Origin of the sequence: Verrucomicrobium sp. 3C (assembly GCF_000379365.1) — a bacterium.
GTDB lineage: Bacteria > Verrucomicrobiota > Verrucomicrobiia > Methylacidiphilales > Methylacidiphilaceae > Methylacidimicrobium.
Window position 1 is genome coordinate 1,232,206 of sequence record NZ_KB901875.1, and the last position, 21,381, is coordinate 1,253,586.

A 21,381-nucleotide genomic window follows, 5' to 3' on the forward strand; every position below is an offset into this window, starting at 1 on the left:
TCAAGGAAAGCATTGCGGGAGATCCGAGGAACGAATGCCCGTTGTCAGATCACCGTCCCATGTGAGACGACCCCTCCCCGGGGGATGATCACCAATCCGTCTCGGATGAAAAAGCAATCTCCATCCATGTTCGCGGGTTTGCCTTTAGGAGAAACCCACACATTGTCGCCTACTCGGGCGTTCTTGTCAACGATCGTTCCTTCCAGGAAGGTATTCCGGCCGACTCCCATCCTGGGTAGTCCTCGTCCTTCCGCGCCGAGCGCATGCGCGTCGGTCTCGTAGTAGTCGTTCCCCAGGAGCAGCGTATCCTTGATCGTCGCTCCGGGCAAAACGACACTTCGAATCCCGATGAGCGAATGCTCGATTTTTGCATCGGAAATCACGCTGCCCTCGGCGATGAGCGAGCCGGAGACGTCCGCCCGCGAGATCTTTGAGCTGGGCAGGTAGCGTGCCCGCGTGTAGATCGGGAAGCGGCTATCGTAAAAATCGAACTTCGGCTCTGGTTCGCACAGATCGAGGTTGGCTTCGTAGAAGGCGCGAATCGTTCCGATGTCTTCCCAATACCCCGCGTGGACATAGGCGAAGACCCGATGGTTGGGAATCAGGCGGGGGATCACGTCTTTGCCAAAGTCTGGTTCCCCACCCATCAATGCACTGGCCAGGACCTTCCGATTGAACAGATAGATTCCGGTCGAAGCCCAATATTGCGGTTCATCGGGGGGCAGGCGAAGCAGGGAAACGAATGGATCGACGATCGCCAGATTCGCGAGAAGCGACGGCTCTTTTGGTTTCTCGACGAAAGAGGCGATCCTTCGCTCCTCGGTGACCCGAAGAATCCCAAAACCGCTTACCCGGCTCTGGCTGACGGGAGTCACGGCAACCGTCAAATCTGCACAGGATGCCACGTGCTGTTCTATTAAACTCAGGAAATCCATCCGGTAGAGTTGATCCCCCGCTAGGATCAAGACCAGCTCATGCGGATGACTCGCGAAGTGGCTCAGGTTCTGTCTTACAGCATCAGCGGTGCCCTGGTACCAGTAGGCGCCCTTCATCGTCTGCTGCGCGGCCAGGAGTTCGACGAATCCCTGGGAGTAGTCGTCAAATCGGTAGCTCTGCTGAATGTGCCGATGCAGCGAGGAACTCTGAAACTGTGTCAGGATGAAGATGCGCTTGAGTTCGGAATGAATGGCAAGGCTGATGGGGATGTCGACGAGGCGATACTTCCCGGCCAACGGGACCGCTGGCTTTGCCCGTTCCTTGGTCAGAGGGAAGAGACGCGTGCCGGCTCCTCCACCCAGGATCAGCGTGATCACGTCGAATGGAGAGAAATGAGTAGAACCTTTCCATCCAGTCATGGGAATTGACGAAGGTTCTCCAGGCAGAATAATGGAGCCATTCTATGTGCGGCATTGTCGGCTATCTCGGACAAAAGGAAGCGCAGCCGCTCCTGCTTAGCGGGCTGCGCCGGCTCGAATACAGGGGATACGATTCGAGCGGAATCGCCATCCTCGGGGAGGGCCGCTTGGGTGTGGTCAAGCGAAAGGGTAGGATCTCCGAGCTCGAGCTCGCCCTTCAAAAACAGGGACTTTCGGGAAAGATCGGCGTGAGCCATACTCGCTGGGCGACTCATGGAATTCCGAGCGACGCGAATGCCCATCCCCACCTCGATCAGTCGCATCGGCTCGCCATCGTCCATAACGGAGTGATCGAAAATTACCAGATTCTAAAGCAAAGGCTATCCGATTCCGGTCATCATTTCCAATCGGAAACGGACACCGAGGTGCTCGCCCACCTCATCGGCGAAGCCTATGACCGCCTCCCTCCCCAGGATCCTCAAAGGCTCGAAAACGCGGTCCGCTCAGCGTTAACAGAGGTGATTGGCACCTACGGCATTGCCGTCATTCATAAGGATTGCCCCAACCTGCTGGTCGGCGCGCGGAGGGGAAGCCCTCTCATCCTGGGCATCGGCAATGGCGAGTTCTTTTTGAGCAGCGACGTCACGGCAATCTCCGGGCAGGCTCAGCGGGTCGTTTACTTGAGCGATGGCGACGTGGTCGCGATTCGTCCCGACGGATTCGACATCTCCTCGCTCACCCGGCCTAGGGTGGGATTTGAGATCAGCGAGGTGGAACAATCGGAAGCGGAGACGGAGTTGGGAGACTATCCGCACTACATGCTCAAGGAGATCTGCGAACAACCTGAGGCGATCCGTAACGCCATGCGGGGACGCCTCGATCTCGAGGAAGCGACCACTAAGCTGGGCGGTCTCAACATGAATCCGCACCAGCTCTTGCGGATCCAGCAAATCTTAATCGTCGGCTGCGGTACGGCCCGTCACGCGGGGATCGTCGGAGAGTACCTGATCGAATCCCTGGCCCACCTTCCGGTGGAAGTCGATTACGCGAGCGAGTTCCGCTACCGGAACGCGCCGCTCGACGGAGAGACTCTGGTTTTTGCGGTCAGCCAGTCCGGGGAGACCGCAGACACGCTGGCCGCCGTCCGGGAAGCCAAGCGGAAGGGAATGCGTGTCCTTGGGATTTGCAACCAGGTGGGGAGTACCATCGCCCGGGAAACGGAAGGAGGGGTCTATATGCATGCGGGACCGGAGATTGGCGTTGCGGCGACCAAGTCTTTCACCTCCCAGGTGCTGATCTTTCTGCTGCTTGCCGTGCTGCTTGGTCGATTGCGCTACCTTTCCGCCCGGCAGGGGAAAAAGTTGATCGAGGCGATCGAAAAGCTTCCGGATCAAGTGGGAAGCGTTCTCTCCCGCCATAAGGAGATCCGCGCGATCGCGGAGAAATATGCCGATGCCGAGGCCATGCTCTTCTTGGGGCGACAGTTTCAATATGGGATCGCTCTCGAAGGGGCGCTGAAGATGAAGGAGATCACCTACATACGGGCCGAGGGCCACCCGGCGGCCGAGCTCAAGCATGGGGTGATCGCCCTAGTCGATGAGCGGATCCCGAGCGTTTTCCTCTGCCCCCAGGATGGTGTCTACGACAAGAACGTGAGCAACATCGCGGAGGTCAAGGCCAGGCGGGGACCAGTGATCGCCATTGCGAGCGAAGGGGATGATCGGATCGGCGAGCTCGCCGACGACGTCTTCCTTGTCCCGCAATGTTCGGAGCTTCTCGCTCCCATCCTCACCGTCGTTCCTCTCCAGTTGCTCGCCTACTACATAGCGCTCTCCCTGGGACGGGATATCGACAAGCCAAGAAACCTCGCCAAGAGCGTGACCGTAGAGTGAGCGAGGGGGCAAAGAGCGAGTTGGCCTTCTGTCACCGAGATTCTGCCGACAGAAGTCGACGCCTCAAGGCGCGCGGTTGAGTAGCGGAGGGGCAGATCGGCCTCGACCTTCGGGCGTGTGCGCGGGGTTTTCGATCGGAGCGACCGCAACGCTTGGTCGGGCGGGTGGCGTGCTCTCCGGAGGGACGAGAGGCCAAGAGGGGAGGGTCACCGTTACCATCGTGCCTTTGCCGGGCTCGCTCTCGATCTGGACGCGTCCTTGGTGAAGATCGACAATTCGTTTCACGATGGAAAGGCCGAGACCCGTTCCTCCCGCTTGCCGGCTCCGGATCTTGTCGGCTCGATAAAAGCGCTCGAAAACATAGGGCAGATCGGCCGGAGGAATGCCCACTCCCTGATCGATCACTCGAATCGAGATCCTTTCTCCTTCCCGGTCGACTTCGATGCGGATGGTGGAGTCAGGTTCGGAATATTGAATCGCGTTCTCCACCAAGTTGTAAAAGACCTGCTCGAGGCGGAAGGGATCCCCGTCAACCTTCGGCAGATTCTCCGGAAGCTGCACGAGGAGGCGGATCCGTTTTTCCTGCAGCGGCTGACGCAGATCCGCCTCGATCCTTCGCAGGAAGTGGGGGATAGAAATGGGAGAACGCTCCAAGTGCATGCGTCCCGGCTCCACGGCGGAAAGGGTGAGCAGGTCGTTGACGAGCTTGCTCAGGCGCAGGGAGTGGCGCCGGAGAATTTTCAGAACGCGCTGGACCTCCTCCTGCGCAAGCGCAGGCGAGGCATTCATCAGAGTTTCGACATAGCCTCGAAAAATCGAGAGTGGGGTTCGAATCTCATGCGAGACGTTGGCGAGAAACTCCTTCTGGCGTTCTTCGCTCCGCTTGTGTTCCGTGATGTCATGAAGCACGAGGAGAACCTGAGTCGGCTGGCCCGGCTCGCTCCGCATGGGGACGGCGTTGACGATCAGAAAGAGCTCGGATTGGGAGGGCAGGTCGCGTAGGGAGATCTCGCCCGAACAGGCTTCTTGCCGGGCAAAGGCTTCGCTGATCAGGCGATCGATTTCGGCGACGCGAAGGGATTCGAGGACGGTGCGTCCCGACGGTTCCGAGCTGAGTCCGAATTGCTTCATCAGCACCTCGTTGGCCAACTCAACCCGATGGTTGCGGTCAACGATTGCCACTCCTTCCATCATGTTCCGAAGGACTCCGTGGAAATTCTCTCCCTGCTGCTCGATTTGCTCCGAGAGCCTTTCCCTGGCGGCCAGTATCGCTTCCAGCCGGCTCGCCACGCGGAATAGGCTCCTGGGGCCAAAGATGACGAACGAGCGAGGACGCCGACCCTCGACGATCTCTTCGGCAATGCGCTCAAGCTTGGCGGCCGAACGAGCCCAAGCCAGCAGTTGAAGGAGGGCGATCGCCAGAGCCGATCCGAGGAGGGCGATCAGGAAAGAGGAAAGCGTCATGCGTCGGGCTTAGCCCGAACGGGCTCCTTCTCGTCGCCTCCCTTGCGTTTTGTGCGGAACCGATATCCGATCCCGCGCACCGTTTCGATATAGCGGGCGGATCTTCCCAGCTTTTCCCGCAAGCGGCGGACATGCGTGTCCACGGTCCGCGTATCCGTGGACTTGTCGTATCCCCAGACCTCTCGCAGCAGATCCTCGCGCCTGTGAACCCGTCCACGCCCGCGCAGCAGCATGTTGAGCAATCGGAATTCCGTCACGGTGAGGTCTACTCGACGGTTGCGGACGAACGCCTCGTGTCGTTTGGGATGGAGAACAAGATTTTCATGACGGATCGGTTCGATCGGCAGAACGTCTTCCGCGCGTCGGCGCAGGAGCGATCGCGTCCGGAGTACCAATTCCCGCGGGCTGAAAGGCTTGGTCAAATAGTCGTCGGCCCCCAGCTCGAGTCCTTCGACCCGATGGATGGGCTCCGCTTTCGCGGTCAGAATCAGGATGGGTAGATCCGCCGTTTCTGGATTGCGGCGCAAAGTTTTACAGACTTCCAGGCCGCCTAGCTCCGGGAGCATGAGATCTAGAATCATCAGGTCGGGCAGGCCGCTCAGCGCCTTCTCGAGCCCTTCGGTGCCGTTCATGGCGCGAATGGTGTGAAACCCGGCTGCCGACAAATTCAAGCAGACCAGCTCGAGGACGTCGGGCTCGTCCTCGACTACGAGGATAATGGATTGACGAGGAGGCGCCGTCACTGCGCAGGGGAGGTTACTCCGAGAGAAGGGAAAGCGCAATCTTCGGCGGACCACCGAGGCCGCCATAGACGGAAGGGGGAAGCGTTCGGCTTGTCTTCAAGAGCGAAGTGTCGTAGCATGCCGCCGAATAAGTTGCTACGATGTCTCTTGAAGGGCTATCGCGCCAATTGCCGGCGAATTCGGTTCCGTACGATGCGTCAAAAATCGAGAAACTGGAAGGCCTGGAGGCGGTGCGCAAGCGCCCCGGAATGTACATCGGCCATACCGATGAGCGCGGGTTGCACCATTGCGTTTTTGAGGTCCTTGATAACTCGATTGACGAGCATCTAGCCGGTCATTGCACTCGCATCGAGGTGACGATCCACATCGACGGGTCGCTTTCCGTTCGCGACAACGGGCGTGGCATTCCGGTGGATCTTCATCCGAAGTTCAAGATTCCGGCAGTCGAGCTTGTTCTGACCAACCTTCATGCGGGAGGCAAGTTTGGCCAAGGGGTCTACAAGTATTCTGGCGGGCTTCATGGAGTGGGAGCAAAGTGCGTCAACGCACTTTCGGAATGGTTCGACGTCGAAGTCTCCCGGGACGGAAACGTCTATCACATGGAGTTCCGCCGAGGAAAGACCGTTAAGCCTTTGGAGGTCATTGGCAAAAGCCGAACCACCGGCACCTTTATTACGTTCAAGCCGGATGCCGAGATCTTTACTTTGACCCAGGAGTTCAAGACAGACATCCTCGCGCCGCGACTCCGCGAGCTCGCCTTTCTCAACCCTGGCTTGGAGATCTCCCTTTCCGATGAGCGGGTCCTGGATGCCGACAAGCCGAAGATTCAGCGCTTCTTCTATCAGCAGGGGATCGAGGAGTTTCTCCAGCAGATCACCGGGAGCATGGAACTCCTTCACCCGAAGCCCATCGTGATCGCTCGGGAGAAGGACGACATTCTGCTCGATTGCGTTCTGCAATATACCGAGGGATATGCGGACCAGATTCTCTGCTACACCAATGGGATTCCCAATGCGGATGGCGGCACTCATCTCTCAGGCTTTCGGACGGCCCTCACTCGCTCCGTCAATCAGTACGCGAAGATCAACAACTTGTTGAAGGATAAAGATCCCGCGATCTCCGGAGATGACGTTCGGGAGGGTCTCTTTTGCGTTCTCTCGCTCAAGCATCCCAATCCAAGCTTCGAATCCCAGACCAAGGTCAAGCTGGTGTCGCCCGAGGTCGATGGAGTTGTTTCATCCCTGGTGTACGACGGGCTGATGTCCTTTTTCGAAAGGAATCCCGCCGTCGCTCGAAAGGTCGTGGAGAAGGCGCTGACTGCGGCACGTGCCAGGGAAGCGGCTCGGAAGGCGCGGGAAGCGGTCCGCAAAACCGCCCTCTCCGGAAAGGGATTGCCGGGAAAGCTTGCCGACTGCTCCACTCGCAGTCCTGAGGAAGCGGAACTCTTCATTGTCGAAGGAGATTCCGCCGGTGGTTCCGCCAAGCAGGGGAGAGACAGGCTCTTCCAGGCGATCCTTCCCATTCGAGGGAAGCTGATCAACGTGGAGAAGGCCAGGCTCGATCGGGTCCTCCAGAACGAAGAGATCCAGACGATCATCACGGCGGTCGGCACGGGCATCGGAGGGGGCGAGGGGGAAGGAGCCTTTCAACTCGACCGACTTCGCTATCACAAGGTCATCCTGATGACCGACGCCGACGTCGACGGCTCCCATATTCGGACTCTCCTGTTGACTTTCTTCTATCGACAGATGGAGGAGCTCATTCGTGGGGGATTCGTCTATATCGCGCAGCCCCCCCTCTACCTGGTGACCCGCAAGAAGAAGGAATGGTATGTCCGAGACGATGCAGAGCTCAACCAGATGTTGATCCAGCAGGGAGCGGAGGATGCCAGGGTCGAAGACCTCCGGGCAGGCCATCTCTTTTCTGGAGCAAAGCTCGTGGAGATCCTTGAGCGTTTAGAGAATCTCGATCGGTTTGCCCGTTCCTTGCAGAATCATGGGGCCGATTTCGAGGCCTATCTGGAGAACCGGGACCCGCAGACGGGGGTGCTGCCGCTCCACCTCGTCCGGGTACGAGAAGGTAACCAGGAGGAGGTGCATTTCTTCTGCTCGGATGGGGATTTAGCCCGCTACGCCGAAGCCAACCCCGACTTGGCTCTTTTTGAACACGAAAATGGAAATGGCGAGACCGGGGTCTCTTCGGAAGAGCAGCCGGCGGACGCCGTAGGGGGCGAGCAGTCGCTGGAGCCGGCTGGAGCAGAGACGACTCCCGTTGAAGGTGGCGATGGCGAGGAAGAGTCGAGATCGCGATTCCGCCGGGCGACCCATGTTGAGCTTTATGAAAGCAAAAGCATCCGGGATAAGCTCGACCAACTGGCCGGACTGGGGATGCCGATCTCCCGGGCTCGCTCTGCAGAGCCTCTGTACGCCTTCTTCGAAGGGGAGGAAGAGAGCGGCCGGCGGCTTCTCTACGCCCCGAACGAAATCTTGACGGCCGTCAAGGAGGTTGGCAAGCGCGGGATCGAGATCAAGCGGTTCAAGGGGTTGGGAGAAATGAATCCGAAGCAGCTCTACGAGACGACGATGGACCCGGAACGTAGGAAGCTCTTGCGGGTCGACATCTCCGATGTGGCTACAGCGCAAGAGATCTTTGCAACGCTGATGGGGGATGTCGTGGAGCCACGGCGACGGTTCATCGAAGAAAACGCGCTGCACGTCCGCAATCTCGACGTGTAATGGGAGAATAGATCGCATGCCGGATGAGACGACAGAGGGAGAGGGGCGGCAGCTTCTGGGAGGGGAGCGCTTCGAGTCGCGCGACGTCTCCGAGGAGATGCGCAACTGCTTCCTCGACTATGCGATGTCTGTCATTATCTCTCGCGCGCTCCCCGATGTGCGCGATGGATTGAAGCCCTCGCAGAGGCGGATCCTCTACTCGATGCACGAGCTCGGCTTGGCTCCGAATCGGAAACACCTCAAATGCGCCAAGATCGTCGGCGAGACCATGGGAAACTATCACCCGCACGGAGATCAAGCGATCTATCCCACCCTGGTGCACATGGCTCAGCCGTGGGCTATGCGGGATCTGCTGATCGATGGACAGGGAAACTTCGGATCCGTGGAAGGAGACCCGCCTGCGGCGATGCGGTACACGGAAGCCCGGCTGACCCATCTTGGTTTGCTTCTGATGGCGGACATGGACAAGGACACGGTCGACTTCGTCCCGAACTACGACGAGACGCGAACCGAGCCTGTCGTCTTTCCCGCAGCTTTTCCGAACCTGCTCGTCAACGGGAGTACCGGCATTGCGGTAGGGATGGCGACCAACATCCCGCCGCACAATCTCGGAGAGCTCGTGCAGGGCGTCTGCGCCCTCATCGATAACCCCGGGTTGACCTCCGAGGATCTGCTCCAGTTTGTCCGAGGACCCGATTTTCCGACTGGAGGGATCGTGGTGGGCCAGGAGGGGATTCGGAAATATTTCCTGACCGGAAAAGGCAGCGTCCGACTCAGGGCGCGCCTGCATGTGGAAGAAGGGAGGAACGGGCGATCGACCCTAATCGTCGACGAAATTCCCTTCAACGTGAATCGGGCCACGCTGGTGGAGCGGATTGGCGATCTCATCACCGAAAAGCTGATCGATGCGAGCGACGTCCGAGATGAATCCGACGAGAACACTCGGGTCGTCATCGAACTGCGTCGCGATGCCGTATCCAAGGTCGTCGAAAACAATCTCTATCGGCTCACTCCCCTCGAAACGATCTTTGCCGTGAATTCCCTGGCGATTGACGGAGGACGGCCTCGCACTCTCAATCTCAAGGAGATGCTGCTCGCCTACCTGGAGCATCGGAGAGAGGTGGTTCTGCGACGAAGCCGCTTCGAGCTACGGAAGGCGGAAGAGCGGGCAGAGATCCTGGAAGGGTATCTGATCGCCCTGGCGAACTTGGATGAGTTCCTCCGCGTCATTCGGGGAGCGGCGAATCGGGAAGCCGCCCGGATCGAACTGGGGGGATATGAATTTACTCAAGGGCAGGTGGAAGGCTTCGGAATCGTCGTTCGCCATATCGAGCGGTTGGTGAACGGTCGGTACTTGCTCTCCGATGCGCAACTCGACGCAATCCTCGACCTGCGCCTCTACCAACTCACCGGTCTCGAAAGGGAAAAGATCATCGCCGAGTATCAAAAGCTGATGGAGCGAGCACGCGAACTCGAGGAGATTCTAGGAAGCGAGGCTCGGGTCCTGTACCTGATCCGGACGGAGCTGCTGGAGGTTGCCTCCAAGCGGGCAACCCCGAGGAGGACGGAAATCGTGCCGGCGGAAGGAGAGGTCGCTTTTGAGGATCTGGTGGCCCGGGAAGCGGTGGTCATCACTCTGACGCATCGGGGCTATATCAAGAGGACGGGCTTGGTCAACTACCGGCTGCAACGGCGCGGCGGCCGCGGCGTGATCGGGATGGTGGCCCAGGAAGGCGAAAGGACCGAAGAAAACGATTTCGTAGAGCACCTCTTCACAGCCTCCACGCATGATCACCTGATTTTCTTCACCACGGCGGGGCGTGCCTACGTGGAGCGCGTCTATGAAATTCCGGAGATGGCGCGTGCGGCCAAGGGCAGAAGCATTGCTAATGTTCTCGAACTCGCGCAGGACGAGGAGATTGCCGCCCTTCTTCGGGTGGGAGCTTCCTCCGAAGAGGGAGCCGCCTGGGATCGCCCGGGGTTCCTCTTCTTCTGTACCGCACTCGGACAGGTGAAGAAGACCCCGCTCTCTGAGTTTATCCATGTGCGCAAGAAGGGGATCCGAGCCATCCATATCTCGGAACGCGATCGGCTGATCGACGTGAAGTTCACTGCGGGCGATCGCGAAGTCGTCTTAATTACTCGAGAAGGTTTGAGCATCCGCTTTTCCGAGGAAGAGGTTCGTTCCATGGGTAGAACCGCTGCTGGGGTGCGGGGAATTCGCTTGGGTCAGGACGATCGGGTGGTGGCGGCTGCGCTGGTCGATCCTGCCGCCACACTCTTGGTGGCTGGTTCTAACGGCCTTGGGAAACGCACGAGTTTTGACGAATATCGGCGGCAGGGGCGTGGCGGAAAGGGGGTCATCACCATGAAGATGACCAAGAGGACGGGAGAAGTGGTGGCGGCCCTCTCGGTGGTCGACGGAGATGAGCTCATGCTCCTTACGCAGAGGGGGCTTACGGTCCGTACGCCGGTGAAGGGAATCCGGCGAGTCGGCCGTAATACCCAAGGAGTACGACTTCTCCAGCTTGACCAAGGGGATCGGCTGATTCGCGTCGCTCGCGTGGTGCCGGATCAGGAAGAGGAGGGAGAAGCAGGCCTGCTCGCCTGAGTCTCGTCGCCGAGCTTCTTCTGGGAAGCGGGAACGTTGGCTGCCTTTCGCAGCCGTTCGTTGATTGCTCGGCCAAGGCCATGGTCGGGCACGAGCATGGCGTAAATCCGCTTCACGCCGCTTTCGTCGAGCTCCCGAAGCCGGCCGAAGAGATTAGCCGCTGCTTCTTGCAGGCGATGAGACGGGGAAAGGCTATGGCAAACGGCAAATCCCGCTCGGCAAGGCCCCCAGGTGAGAAGCCCAGCCTCCCTTCGATCGGAGAGAGGAACCTCTCCAGGCGCTTGGACGAGGATGAGGGGCGTCCGCAGCGCATAAGATCGACGAAGGCGACCATCGGTCGGAGAACGACTTTCCTCCGTCTGAGGCTCGAGGGAGCCAATCTCTTCCTGCAGGAACTCCCGAGGAATTCCTCCTTCGCGAACCAAGACGGGTCGCGGAAGCACAAAGGAGATCACTGTCGATTCCACGCCTACGCGACAAGAGCCGCCATCGATCACTAGCGAAATCTCCTCCCCAAACTCGCGTCGGACATCTGTGGCCGTGGTCGGGCTGATATGCCCCGAGCGGTTGGCGCTCGGGGCCGCTAATGGACGGCCGAGGCGCTCCAAGAGGGCGAGGGCGAGCGGATGATCGGGAACACGCACCCCGACGAACGGGAGGCCCGCCGTCAGAAGATCGGAAACTACTTCGGATCGCTTGCGCAGGATCATGGTAAGCGGCCCAGGCCAGAAGCGATCCGCAAGCCGGACGGCGCTTTCGGGAACATCGCTGAGCAGGCCAAAGGCCATCTGCCCCGACGCGCAAAGGAGGCTGACCGGGTGAGAGAAAGCTCGCCTCTTCCGCTCGAAGAGCCTTGCTACGGCTGCAGGATTGGTCGCGTCAACCGCTAGCCCGTAAACTGTTTCCGTCGGGACTCCGACGATCTCTCCCGCGCGCAGTAAGTCTGCGGCTCGATCGAGGATCGAGTCGACCTCCGAGGAAACAAACGCGGTTTGCATGGTCCGCTCCGTCTTCTGGCGCCCGATCGCTTTGACGTCTTCCCGGAATCTCAAAGAAGGGAGGAAAAGAGAGTTCTTCCCGCTGACGCAGCATCAGAGCACCAATTGCCTTGCGGCTCTTCGCTTCCAAGAGATAAGTTTAGCACATGAGCCGTTCCTTCGAAAGTTTTTCGGCTTCCACTCTTTATTGTTCCTCGTGCCGGAAACCCATGGCGGTCCGGGAGCGACTCCTGCTCGTGCTGCCTGGCAAGGAGATCTACGACTATCTGTGCACGGGTTGCGGAGCGTCACTCGGACAACGGGAAGCTTCCGCTTCGCCCGTCGCTGCTTCTCCCTTGTCCGCACCCCTTCGTCACAGACACCCGCGCCGGCGGCGGCCCTGAGTACCGTGGCCTTTGCTTTGAGGCCTTCTGCCTAGAACATGAGAATCGTCTTCATCGGATCGGGCGAATTCGGAATCCCCGTCCTGCGCGCGCTCGCCGTCCATCGGGATTATCGGTTGCACGGAGTCATCACTCAGGTCGACCGTCCTTCGGGGCGACATCGTCTTCCCACCCCTTGCTCAGCAAAGGCCGCCGCACTGGAGCTCCACCTCCCGATTTATCAACCGGAGAAGATCAATTCTCCGACCGCCATCGAGCAGATCCGCTTCCTCCAACCGGATGTCCTAGTCGTCGTCGCCTACGGGCAAATCCTCTCGCGGGAGGTATTGGAGATTCCGAGCCGGGCCGCGCTCAACCTGCATGCTTCGCTTCTCCCTCGCCATCGGGGGGCCGCGCCGATCCAGGCGGCGATCCGTAGCCGCGTCCGGGAGACCGGGGTCACTGTGATCTGGATGGACGAAGGAATGGATACAGGCGATATCTTGCTAGCCAAGAAGCTGCTGATTCGTTCTACGGACACGGCAGGAACCCTGCAGGCGCGCTTGGCGAAATTGGGGTCGCGAGCCATCCTAGAAGCTCTCAATCAGCTTGCGAACGGCTCGGCCAAGCGGGTGGCACAAGATCCGGCCACGGCGACCTACGCGAGAAAGTTGTCCAAAGAGGATGGGGAGATCAACTGGAACCAAGACAAGTGGGAGATCCACGCGCATATTCGGGCGATGAATCCTTGGCCTGTCGCCTACACATGGCTTTGCGAGCGGGGAGAGACGCGCATGCTCAAGATCTTTGGAGCCATCGCGTCCACTCGAGGCTCCGGAAGACCCGGTGAGGTGGTGTGGATCGATTCCCATGGGATCTTCGTCGCTGCGGGAGGGGGCGGCGGCCTTCTTCTGCGCGATGTGCAGATCGAAGGAAAGCGGCGGATGGCTGCGGCGGAATTTGCGCGAGGCGTTCGTCTAACTCTGGGTTCCGTGTTGGGAGAGAGGCTCGCTGTCGGCGATGGTCGTGCTGCTGACGGAACTCTTTCTTGACGGGCGCCTATCGATTCAGCCCGTGGGTGCCCATATCCTTACCGAACTGCTCTGCCGTGGGCGAAGGGTGCGGATGCCGGAAGAACTTTGGAGCCCCTGGGACCTGTCGGAACGAGCAGGCAGACTGCGCGCCCGCAAGATTCCCTTGGCTCAGCTCCCGCGCCTCCTCCTTCCGTGTTCGTCCGGCATTTGCCTTTTGGGAGACGCGAACTGGAATCGAATTGCTCTCCAAACGGGGCGAGTGGAAGAGATCTGGGTCCGATGGCGGCCGGATTTCGGGGACGGGCGAGCGGCCCCTTTCCTTTCCGAATTTCACCCGTTGGAGGGAGCCCGGCTGCCGCTACGGTTGCTGAGCTGGCACAGGACAAGAGATGGCGGGATCATCGGACGGTATGCCGTCATCCGAAGCAGAGCAGGGGGGCGAGATTCACCCTCGGCGATCGGGGGCTTTCGCGCTTGATGCGGTCTCCGACGCTTGTGAGACAAGCAGGCTAGTAGCTGTAGACGAATTCGAGGGCGCCGAGGAAGATGGGGCCATTGGCGGAGGAGAGGAGGGCGCTTGGGGAGGTGGTTCCCTGGAAGGGATAGCCGTAGTAAGCCATGACCCCGAGGCCCCAATCGACTCTTCCTTCGAGGCGGATCATGAAGTTATCGGCGAGGTCGAAGGCCAGAGTAGCGGTATATTCCCAGATATCGGTGGGGGCGTCATGGCCGGCCAGGATGCTGTTCCAGCCCGCCTGCATCCATTCGGCCCGCTGGGAGAGGCTGATGATCGAGTTGAACTGGTACTTCGCGTGGATGGCGGCGCCATACCAGTTGGAGGGACCGCTATAGAGGCCGACGGGCAGCCCGCTGACCGCGGGGGAGACGTAGCTGACGTCATTGTTGTAGAAGCCTCCGGTGAACTCGAAGCCCAGGAGCAGCTTGTCGTGGGCAAACTTGGGAGCCCAGGAGCCCCAGACATCGCCCAGGAAGAAGGCGTTGTTCTGGTTGAAGGTCCCCTCGCCGCGAATCCCCTGCGCGATCCCGTAGGGCTGGGCCATCCCGTCGATCGGAGAGGCTCCGAAGCCCGGAGGGTTGACCCCGTTGAAGCCGTACATGGCCGTCGCGCTCAAGATGGCGTTCTTGCCCTTGGACTCCCACTGCCCATTCCAAAAGAGAAGATAGGCCGCGTTGCTATCGATCGTGTTGTTGAGGTATCCGTTGTAGTTGTAGCCTCCGCGGGAGACGTCGAAGCCCCCGTCAGCCACCCCAAACCTCGTCGACCACTGGTCGTCGAAATGGTAGATCGCCTGCATCCCTGTCAGCGTCGTCGGCAAGAGGTTGCTGAAGAGAAGCCCATAACTGAAATCGAGGTTCACCGGCCGCTCCACCACCTCGTAGCCCGCCGGATCGACGAACTTCCCAACCCGAATGTCGAGCCCGTTGCCCACCGGCACCCGGAAAACCACGTAGGCCTGCTCCAACCAGAAGCTCGAGGTGTTGAAGAGAGCCAGCGAACTGTAGTTGGTCCCCAAGCCCCCGATCGTGTCCGGAGCCCCGATCGAGGCATCCTGCCCCACGATCAGATCGGCCCGAAAACCGGCCTGCCACCGGTTCTCCTCGGTCAACGGCTTCTCCAAGGCCAGCTTGAAGGCGTTCATGTTGAAGCCCCCGCCAGGAATCCCATCCACCGGCTCCCGTCCAGGAATCGCCGGATACCCTAAGGCCCTCCCCGCCGCATTGGTCGGCCCTGTATAGCCCGCCGGCGGCGTAAAACCAGGCACTTGGTTAAACGAAGGAGCGTTGATCGCGTTGTAGGTGTAGCTGGCATCCACATACCCCGAGAGCACGATCCCCTTGGTGTTCGCCTGGACCGGAATCCCCTGGTCCTCCAACCGCTTGATCAACTCCGCTACCTGCGAATTCTGGCTCGACGAACTCTGGGTCGAGGAACTCTGGCCTGCGCTGGTCGCCGTCCCAGAGGAATCGGCGCTCGCCGATTCCTCGGCAGCCAACGCCGGGACGGCAGCCAACGCCGGGAGCAGTGCCGCGATCCATAGGAGAAGCAGTGACGCGAGCACGGCGAAGCTTTTCCTTGAGAAAGCCGACTCTCTCAGACAAAGGAGTAGCGTTATCATTCGTCTGCCCTGATGCGTGGAGAAGCCTCGCGCAAGAAGCCGAATCTTGTCAATGCTCTTTGGGCCCGGGATTGACGTCCATGACTCCTTGGCCGAAGGTGGAGCACAGCCTATGCGCAGCGGTGCCGGCTTGAGCCTCTCCTGGAAGCTCTTTGGGATGTTTGTCTTCCTCGCCCAAGCCGCCGCCGCTCAGGCGGACAATCTCATTTACGTGGTTCCGGTGCATGGCGAAATCGAACCGGCTCTGGTCTACTTGGTGCGGCGCGGGGTCAAAGAAGCAGTTTCCCAGGGAGCGAAAGCAATCGTTCTCGATTTGGACACTCCCGGAGGCCGAGCGGACGCCATGGAGGAGATGATTCGCGTCCTCGAGCATTTTCCGAATCAGGAGGCGACCTATTCCTTTGTCGATCCGAAGGCGTTTTCGGCCGGCGCGTTCGTTGCGGCGGCGACCCGGCATATCTACATGGCTCCCGGTTCCGTAATCGGCGCCGCCACCCCAGTTCTCGCCTCTCCCGGCGGCGGGTCGGTTCAGAACATCCCCGAAAGTTACGAGAAGAAGATACTTTCGGCCTACCAAGCGCTGGTGCGGGCGACGGCGCAGCGGCACGGCCATAATCCGGCGGTATTCGACGCCATGGTGGATCGGGAAGGCGGCCTTGTGATCGAGGGGACTCCGCTTCTACCGAAAGGGAAGGTGCTGACGCTGACGGATACCGAGGCGGCGCGTCGCTACGGCCATCCTCCGGAACCGTTGCTTTCCGAGGGAAGCGTTGCGGATCTGCGGAGCTTGGCGCTCCAGATTGGTGGCCCTGGCGTGCGCGTGCGGGAGTTGCGTCCCACCGGCTTCGAGCAGCTTGCCCGCGCCCTGATGGCCACTGGTCCGCTGCTCCTTGGGCTTGGCCTTCTGTTGGGCTACTTGGAGATCAAGACCGGCGGCTCTTTTGGGCTTTTTGGCGGCGGGGCCTTGCTCTGTTTTCTCCTCTATTTCTTTGGTCACTATCTCGCGGGCTTGAGCGGTTGGGAACCGCTCTTTCTCTTTATTGCCGGGGTCGGGCTAATCGTTCTCGAATTCCTCTTCCTGCCGGGCCTTCTGCTGCCCACGATGGCCGGGTTGATTCTCGTCGTCATGGGATTGCTCTACGCCATGGTCGATCGGTATCCCAAAGAGGCGGTCTGGATCGGAGCCGAGCGGCTCGCCCAGCCGCTCCTTTCGCTCGCGCTGGCCGCGTTGGGAGCCTTCGCCTTGGGGGCGATTGCCGCTCGGTTCCTGCCGACACGGCGTTTGAGTTTGGGTCCCGAAGGGATCTCCGTGGAAAAAACAGTTCCTCGCGTGCGGCCCGGAGAAGAAGGGGTTGCGTTTACCGTTCTGCGGCCTGCGGGAACCGCACGCTTTGGAGATAAGTTGGTCGACGTCGTGACCTCGGGGGCTTTCGTTCCTGCGGGCAGCCGGCTGCGGATCGTTTCGACGGAGGGAGTTCGTGTCGTCGTCGAGGCATTGGACGAGGAGAGATGATCGAGATTCTCTTTTGCCTCCTGGTGGGTCTGCTTCTGTTCATTGGTGAGATCTTCTTCCCCAGCACGATCCTGGGATGGCTCGCGACGATCGCCTTTTTTACGGGGGTGGTCCTCGCCTTTGTGAGTTTCGGCTGGAAAGCGGGCTTGGAGACGCTGGCGGCAAGCCTCTTTCTGTTCGGCGGGCTGCTCTGGTCCTGGCTCCGTTTTCTGCCGAAGAGCCGGATCGGGCACCGAATGGCGCTGGAATTCTATAATCCGCGCCGGACCGCCGGCCCATCCGCCGAGTGGATTGGCCGACAGGGGATTCTCCTTTCCCCTTGCCATCCCATCGGGGTCGCCCTAATCGAGAAGAAGCGAACAGAGGTCATTGCGGAGAGCGGATTTCTGGAGGAAGGTGTGAAGATCCAGGTGGTCGCGTGGCATGACGGCCAGTGGGTTGTGGAGGCAGTAAGCGAGAGGAGTAGCCCATGATTTCCCTTTTCTTTCTGGGTCTTTTGGCTGTCATCGCGCTCGTCGGAGCGTTTCTCGTGATCAATTTCGTCGGGACGTGGGTTCGCGCCTTCATCTCCGGGGCATGGGTGAGCTTGTTCAATCTGGTCGCCATGCGGCTGCGCGGGATCCCCCCTTCGCTCATCGTAAACAATCGCATCACTGCGGTCCGTTCCGGCATTGATTTGAGCACCGCCCAATTGGAATCCCACTACCTGGCGCGTGGCAACGTGGAGCAGGTGGTGCGAGCCCTGATCGCCGCCGATCGTGCGCAAATTTCTCTCGATTTCAACCGTGCGTGTGCGATCGACTTGGCCACGATTGGCACCGGGAAGAGCGTCTTCGAGGCGGTGAGGACCAGCGTCAATCCCAGGGTGATCGACTGTCCGAATCCGGCGACGGGGCAAAATACGATTACCGGCGTGGCCAAGGACGGAATTTCCGTGAAAGCGCGGGCCCGAGTCACCGTTCGCACCAATCTCGAGCGTTTCGTCGGGGGTGCGACCGAGGAGACGATCATCGCTCGGGTCGGAGAAGGCATCGTCACCACGATCGGGTCGGCGCTCAATTACAAGGAGGTTTTGGAATATCCGGATCGGATCTCGAAGACGGTTCTTCAGAAAGGCCTCGATTCCGGAACCGCATTCGAAATCCTCTCGATCGACATCGCCGAAGTCACCATTGGTGACAACATCGGAGCGAAGCTCCAGGCCGAGCAGGCGGAAGCGGACAAACGGGTTGCGCAAGCCAAAGCCGAGGTGCGACGTGCGGCGGCCGTGGCTTTGGAGCAGGAGATGCGGGCCAAGCTCGTCGAGGCGGAAGCCGAGATTCCGCTGGCCATGGCGGATGCTTTTCGGAAAGGGAATCTCGGGGTCATGGACTACTACCGGCTGCGCAACATCCAGGCCGACACGGCGATGCGTTCGAACATCGCGGGCGAACCTTCGGGGATGACTTCGGGGAGCGTGCCTTCTTCTTAACCTGCATTTCTTGTGCGCCGTGAAAAGGGTGCATCGCCCAGTGGGGAGGGAGTGATCTCCACCCGGCAACGATTGCTCCAGCCGGAAGCACTCGGAGCGGCTACTGGTGGTAACGCCAGCGGTCGAAGCCTCTGGGGAAAAAGGCCCGGGAAGCGGGTCAGCGAGCAAGCAGGCCCTAAGGAAAGTGAACGCTGAACAAAGGCTCGAAACCGGCAATGCGGACGCCGAGCTCGTGAGAAAGAAGCGAAGGCCGTTGTCTCCCTGGGAAGGAGAGCAATACGTGCACTGGGGAGAGCCGCCGGGGTATTGGGCGAGGGCATGCGGGCAAAGGACGATGCATCAACACGGGAGGCCCATCTGGCCGGGAGCTCGGGNTGGCCCCGAGCGGACCGANCGCTGCCCTGCGAGGGGCCGAAGCGGGACCAGGTGGGAGTCGGATAGGTCCATACTACCTGTGAGCTCGGAGAAAGTCCGAGGGAGGGAAGGGGCCTTAGTTCAAGGGAAACGTCGGAAGGAGCGAGAACGGAGAGTGGCGGTACGCCTACAACCTCCCTTGCGTGTTCGGAAGCTCCCGATGACGTTGCAGGAGAAAGCGAAGGCAAGTTCGACCTCATCTCCCTCGGGAGCTGTACGTGGAGCTTACCGTGGGCATAATCCTGCGCCAACCTTGTCCGGAAGCCGAATGCTGGAAATCTGCCTGTTCGGTTTGATGAGCGGGGAGTGGAAACGGCCGATAGGGAGAGATACTCAGGCACTGTCATACCGAAAGGGGCAGCTCCCGCTATGGCTCTCCTACGTCGCACCGCGCCACTCCTCGACTCCACACAAACGTTCTCCTGCGGCTTGCGTAATGGACCCGGCTGTTTCGTTGGGGCTTGATTGTCCCTCCTCGCAGGATGTCGTCTCATACCGCTCCGGGGGAAAACCGGCGCCGCGCCTCGCATCCAAGCCCATTGGCGGCGCCCCGGCTACGAATTTGTGAGATAGGCAGGTTAGTCCGAAAAGGGAGAGCGGGAAGATGATGGCTGGTTGGCTCCAGGAAGCCGAAGGGATCGCTCCCATCGTGGGAGCGGGGTTCTCTTTTTCAACCGAGTGGCGCACTCTTTTGGCCATTTTGCTCCTGCTGGCGATCCAGGCGGCTCTCGCCTACCGCCGAGGGAAAGTCGAGCCGCTTCCGCCGGACCAGCCGGGGTCGCGACGTTCCCCCACTCGGCATCCGGAAGCGCGGCCAGAGGAACCGAGCCCAGAGCTTCCTCGGGGAGAAGATCAAGAAACTCCGAGGCCCGGAGTGCGGATGGATCGGGAAAAGTCTCTTGCCACGGGTGAAGTGTTCCTTTCGGAAGAAGAGGGATCCCGCCTCCAGGCGCCGGCAATCCTTCCGAACTCTCCTCGCCCCGCGCGGGAGATTCTGCCGACCTCGGCCTTCCTTCGGCAGCTTCGGCAGCCGACGGGAGCGCGAGCAGCCTTTCTCGGGGCGGAAGTCCTCTGGAATCCTCCGATGGCGCTGCGCGAACCCGGCGCCGGTTTGCGATGAGAGAAGGAAAGCCGTCGCCCGCGAAAGGTGGGCGAGGGTTTCTCCTCCGAGGGGTGTTTGATCGCCTCAGAGGCAGTTTCTTCCCATCCGTGAACAGCAGCCGATCTTTGCCACTCCTCCTTCTGACGCTCTGCCTGTGGGGTTGGCTCGAAACCGGCTCGGCCGCCGCGGATTCCCAGGAAGAGGGAAGGATTCTCCATTACACATGCACCATGCATCCCAGCGTGCGCTCTCCCGTTCCGGGCAAATGCCCGATCTGCGGCATGGATCTAGTGCCCGTTCACGCGCATGCCTCTTCGAGCAGAAAGCCGGAAGAGACTCCCCTTTCTGGTTCTCCGACTCCTGCTGCACAAGGGGTCTCGGATCAGTCTACCCCGAAGGCAAGCCCCTTTTTTGTTCCTCCCGAGCGGCTGCAAGCAATCGGGGTCCGTACCGGAGTCGTGGAGCGGCGCCGCCTCATGCGCGAATTGCGCGCTCCCGCCATTTTGGCTGTCGATGAGTCGAAGGTGGTCGACATCAACGTAAAGGCTGGAGACGGGTATGTCATCAAGCTCTACGCCGATTATTTGTGGAAGGGAGTTCGCAAAGGCGAAAAGCTAGCCACGATTCTTTCCGAGAACTGGGTTCAAGCCCAAATGGATTATATCCGTGCCTACCGCGCCTGGCGGAGGAGCCTTCTGATCCAAAAGGCAAACCCCATCCTCCTCGACCAGCAGTTCGTGCATATCCGGAATCGGATTCGCGTCTGGGACTTGACTGACGCGCAGATTCGGGAGCTCGAGACCTATGCCTGGAGCATGTCGACCAACGACGTGCGCACCGGGAAAGGGATTCGCGGAACCTTTGATCTGCTGTCTCCCATCTCGGGCCATGTGCACGAGAAAAACGTGGTCGAGGGGATGCGCTTCTCGGCGGGACAGACTCTCTTTCGGCTGGTGAATCTTTCTCGTATCTGGGTTCTCGCGCAATTCTCGGAAGATCAAGCCCCTTTTATCTCGGAAGGCCAGTCATGCGAGGTGACTCTTCCCGCGCTCCCGGGAGAGCGGTTTCGGAGTTCTATCGATTTTATGCAACCACATTTGACGGAGGCGGTGCGTCGGCTGCAGGTTCGGGTCATCTTGCCGAACCCTGGCCACAAACTCCGTCCCGGAATGTACGCCGACGTGACGGCTCATCTCGACTACGGGGTACAACTGGCGGTGCAAAGCGATGCCGTGATTCCGACAGGGCGGCGTTTCGTCGTCTTCGTCGATCACGGCGGGGGCCATCTTGAGCCCCGCTTTGTTCAGCTAGGGGAAAAACTCGACGACGAGTACCAGGTGCTCGCGGGGCTCCACGAAGGGGAACAGGTGGTTACGGGTGCGAACTTCCTCATCGACGCCGAGTCCCGTGTCCAGGGGGCCTTGCAGATTTGGTCTGGGGAGCAGCCTGCCGAGGGAACGGAGGGGCCCGGGAAGCCTGCTCCGACCGCTCCTCCGCCGGCTGGCCGTCACCATCACCAAGGGATGCCCAGAATGCCTGGGATGTAGCC

General features: G+C 60.2%; 15 protein-coding genes. 10 read left to right on the forward strand and 5 right to left on the reverse strand.

Annotated elements, in window-relative coordinates; translation table 11 throughout:
• Window positions 1-44: 44 nt before the first annotated feature.
• Window positions 45-1,355, reverse strand: a complete 1,311-nt coding sequence (locus A37A_RS0106660) for a glucose-1-phosphate adenylyltransferase (RefSeq protein ID WP_020494126.1) — start codon at window positions 1,353-1,355, stop codon at window positions 45-47.
• Between the two features lie 44 nt (window positions 1,356-1,399).
• On the opposite strand from A37A_RS0106660, the gene glmS reads away from it, so the two are divergent.
• A complete protein-coding gene (glmS, locus tag A37A_RS0106665) occupies window positions 1,400-3,247 on the forward strand; it encodes a glutamine--fructose-6-phosphate transaminase (isomerizing) (protein ID WP_018290746.1) in 1,848 nt (615 codons plus the stop codon).
• A gap of 63 nt (window positions 3,248-3,310) precedes the next feature.
• Here the strand turns inward: glmS and A37A_RS16225 are convergent, their stop codons facing one another.
• On the reverse strand, window positions 3,311-4,711 hold the full coding sequence (locus A37A_RS16225; protein ID WP_018290747.1) for a cell wall metabolism sensor histidine kinase WalK: 1,401 nt from the start codon (window positions 4,709-4,711) through the stop codon (window positions 3,311-3,313).
• The gene (locus A37A_RS16230) at window positions 4,708-5,454 is read right to left on the reverse strand and encodes a response regulator transcription factor (RefSeq protein ID WP_231363796.1); all 747 of its coding nucleotides are present in this window, start codon (window positions 5,452-5,454) and stop codon (window positions 4,708-4,710) included. Before A37A_RS16230 ends, A37A_RS16225 begins: the two co-directional genes overlap by 4 nt.
• A gap of 140 nt (window positions 5,455-5,594) precedes the next feature.
• Between A37A_RS16230 and gyrB the strand changes: the two genes are divergently transcribed.
• Window positions 5,595-8,189 (forward strand): DNA topoisomerase (ATP-hydrolyzing) subunit B, encoded by a 2,595-nt coding sequence (gene gyrB, locus A37A_RS0106680; protein ID WP_020494127.1) that lies wholly within the window; start codon window positions 5,595-5,597, stop codon window positions 8,187-8,189.
• A 16-nt stretch (window positions 8,190-8,205) separates the two neighbouring features.
• Window positions 8,206-10,800 (forward strand): DNA gyrase subunit A, encoded by a 2,595-nt coding sequence (gyrA, locus tag A37A_RS0106685; protein ID WP_018290750.1) that lies wholly within the window; start codon window positions 8,206-8,208, stop codon window positions 10,798-10,800.
• Here the strand turns inward: gyrA and A37A_RS16235 are convergent.
• Window positions 10,764-11,852 (reverse strand): L-threonylcarbamoyladenylate synthase, encoded by a 1,089-nt coding sequence (locus A37A_RS16235; RefSeq protein ID WP_018290751.1) that lies wholly within the window; start codon window positions 11,850-11,852, stop codon window positions 10,764-10,766. The genes gyrA and A37A_RS16235 overlap by 37 nt on opposite strands.
• Window positions 11,853-12,219: 367 nt before the next feature.
• Here A37A_RS16235 and fmt point away from each other — a divergent pair, with 367 nt between their 5' ends.
• Together fmt and A37A_RS0106700 are read left to right on the forward strand one after the other, a co-directional pair.
• Window positions 12,220-13,212, forward strand: a complete 993-nt coding sequence (gene fmt, locus A37A_RS0106695) for a methionyl-tRNA formyltransferase (protein WP_018290752.1) — start codon at window positions 12,220-12,222, stop codon at window positions 13,210-13,212.
• The gene (locus tag A37A_RS0106700; RefSeq protein WP_155996507.1) at window positions 13,181-13,672 is read left to right on the forward strand and encodes a hypothetical protein; all 492 of its coding nucleotides are present in this window, start codon (window positions 13,181-13,183) and stop codon (window positions 13,670-13,672) included. Before fmt ends, A37A_RS0106700 begins: the two co-directional genes overlap by 32 nt.
• A gap of 31 nt (window positions 13,673-13,703) precedes the next feature.
• On the opposite strand, the gene A37A_RS0106705 is transcribed toward A37A_RS0106700, so the two are convergent.
• Window positions 13,704-15,275 (reverse strand): outer membrane beta-barrel protein, encoded by a 1,572-nt coding sequence (locus tag A37A_RS0106705; RefSeq protein ID WP_018290754.1) that lies wholly within the window; start codon window positions 15,273-15,275, stop codon window positions 13,704-13,706.
• A 169-nt stretch (window positions 15,276-15,444) separates the two neighbouring features.
• On the opposite strand from A37A_RS0106705, the gene A37A_RS0106710 reads away from it, so the two are divergent.
• The 5 genes from A37A_RS0106710 to A37A_RS0106735 all read left to right on the forward strand — a co-directional run bounded on the left by A37A_RS0106710 (window position 15,445) and on the right by A37A_RS0106735 (window position 21,379).
• Window positions 15,445-16,845, forward strand: a complete 1,401-nt coding sequence (locus tag A37A_RS0106710) for a nodulation protein NfeD (RefSeq protein ID WP_196799522.1) — start codon at window positions 15,445-15,447, stop codon at window positions 16,843-16,845.
• The gene (locus A37A_RS0106715) at window positions 16,842-17,318 is read left to right on the forward strand and encodes a hypothetical protein (protein WP_018290756.1); all 477 of its coding nucleotides are present in this window, start codon (window positions 16,842-16,844) and stop codon (window positions 17,316-17,318) included. Before A37A_RS0106710 ends, A37A_RS0106715 begins: the two co-directional genes overlap by 4 nt.
• A complete protein-coding gene (floA, locus tag A37A_RS0106720) occupies window positions 17,315-18,316 on the forward strand; it encodes a flotillin-like protein FloA (protein ID WP_018290757.1) in 1,002 nt (333 codons plus the stop codon). Before A37A_RS0106715 ends, floA begins: the two co-directional genes overlap by 4 nt.
• A gap of 1,018 nt (window positions 18,317-19,334) precedes the next feature.
• Entirely contained in the window at window positions 19,335-19,850 is a 516-nt protein-coding gene (locus A37A_RS0106730) for a hypothetical protein (RefSeq protein ID WP_018290758.1), read from the forward strand.
• 89 nt (window positions 19,851-19,939) lie between these two features.
• On the forward strand, window positions 19,940-21,379 hold the full coding sequence (locus tag A37A_RS0106735) for an efflux RND transporter periplasmic adaptor subunit (RefSeq protein ID WP_196799523.1): 1,440 nt from the start codon (window positions 19,940-19,942) through the stop codon (window positions 21,377-21,379).
• Window positions 21,380-21,381: the final 2 nt, after the last annotated feature.

What these genes read in the sequence shown, in the direction of transcription:
- A37A_RS0106660 (WP_020494126.1), bottom strand. Translation starts at nt 1,355, where the DNA reads ATGACTGGATGGAAAGGTTCTACTCATTTCTCTCCATTCGACGTGATC.
- glmS (WP_018290746.1), top strand. Translation starts at nt 1,400, where the DNA reads ATGTGCGGCATTGTCGGCTATCTCGGACAAAAGGAAGCGCAGCCGCTC.
- A37A_RS16225 (WP_018290747.1), bottom strand. Translation starts at nt 4,711, where the DNA reads ATGACGCTTTCCTCTTTCCTGATCGCCCTCCTCGGATCGGCTCTGGCG.
- gyrB (WP_020494127.1), top strand. Translation starts at nt 5,595, where the DNA reads ATGTCTCTTGAAGGGCTATCGCGCCAATTGCCGGCGAATTCGGTTCCG.
- gyrA (WP_018290750.1), top strand. Translation starts at nt 8,206, where the DNA reads ATGCCGGATGAGACGACAGAGGGAGAGGGGCGGCAGCTTCTGGGAGGG.
- fmt (WP_018290752.1), top strand. Translation starts at nt 12,220, where the DNA reads ATGAGAATCGTCTTCATCGGATCGGGCGAATTCGGAATCCCCGTCCTG.
- A37A_RS0106700 (WP_155996507.1), top strand. Translation starts at nt 13,181, where the DNA reads ATGGTCGTGCTGCTGACGGAACTCTTTCTTGACGGGCGCCTATCGATT.
- A37A_RS0106710 (WP_196799522.1), top strand. Translation starts at nt 15,445, where the DNA reads ATGCGCAGCGGTGCCGGCTTGAGCCTCTCCTGGAAGCTCTTTGGGATG.
- A37A_RS0106715 (WP_018290756.1), top strand. Translation starts at nt 16,842, where the DNA reads ATGATCGAGATTCTCTTTTGCCTCCTGGTGGGTCTGCTTCTGTTCATT.
- floA (WP_018290757.1), top strand. Translation starts at nt 17,315, where the DNA reads ATGATTTCCCTTTTCTTTCTGGGTCTTTTGGCTGTCATCGCGCTCGTC.
- A37A_RS0106730 (WP_018290758.1), top strand. Translation starts at nt 19,335, where the DNA reads ATGATGGCTGGTTGGCTCCAGGAAGCCGAAGGGATCGCTCCCATCGTG.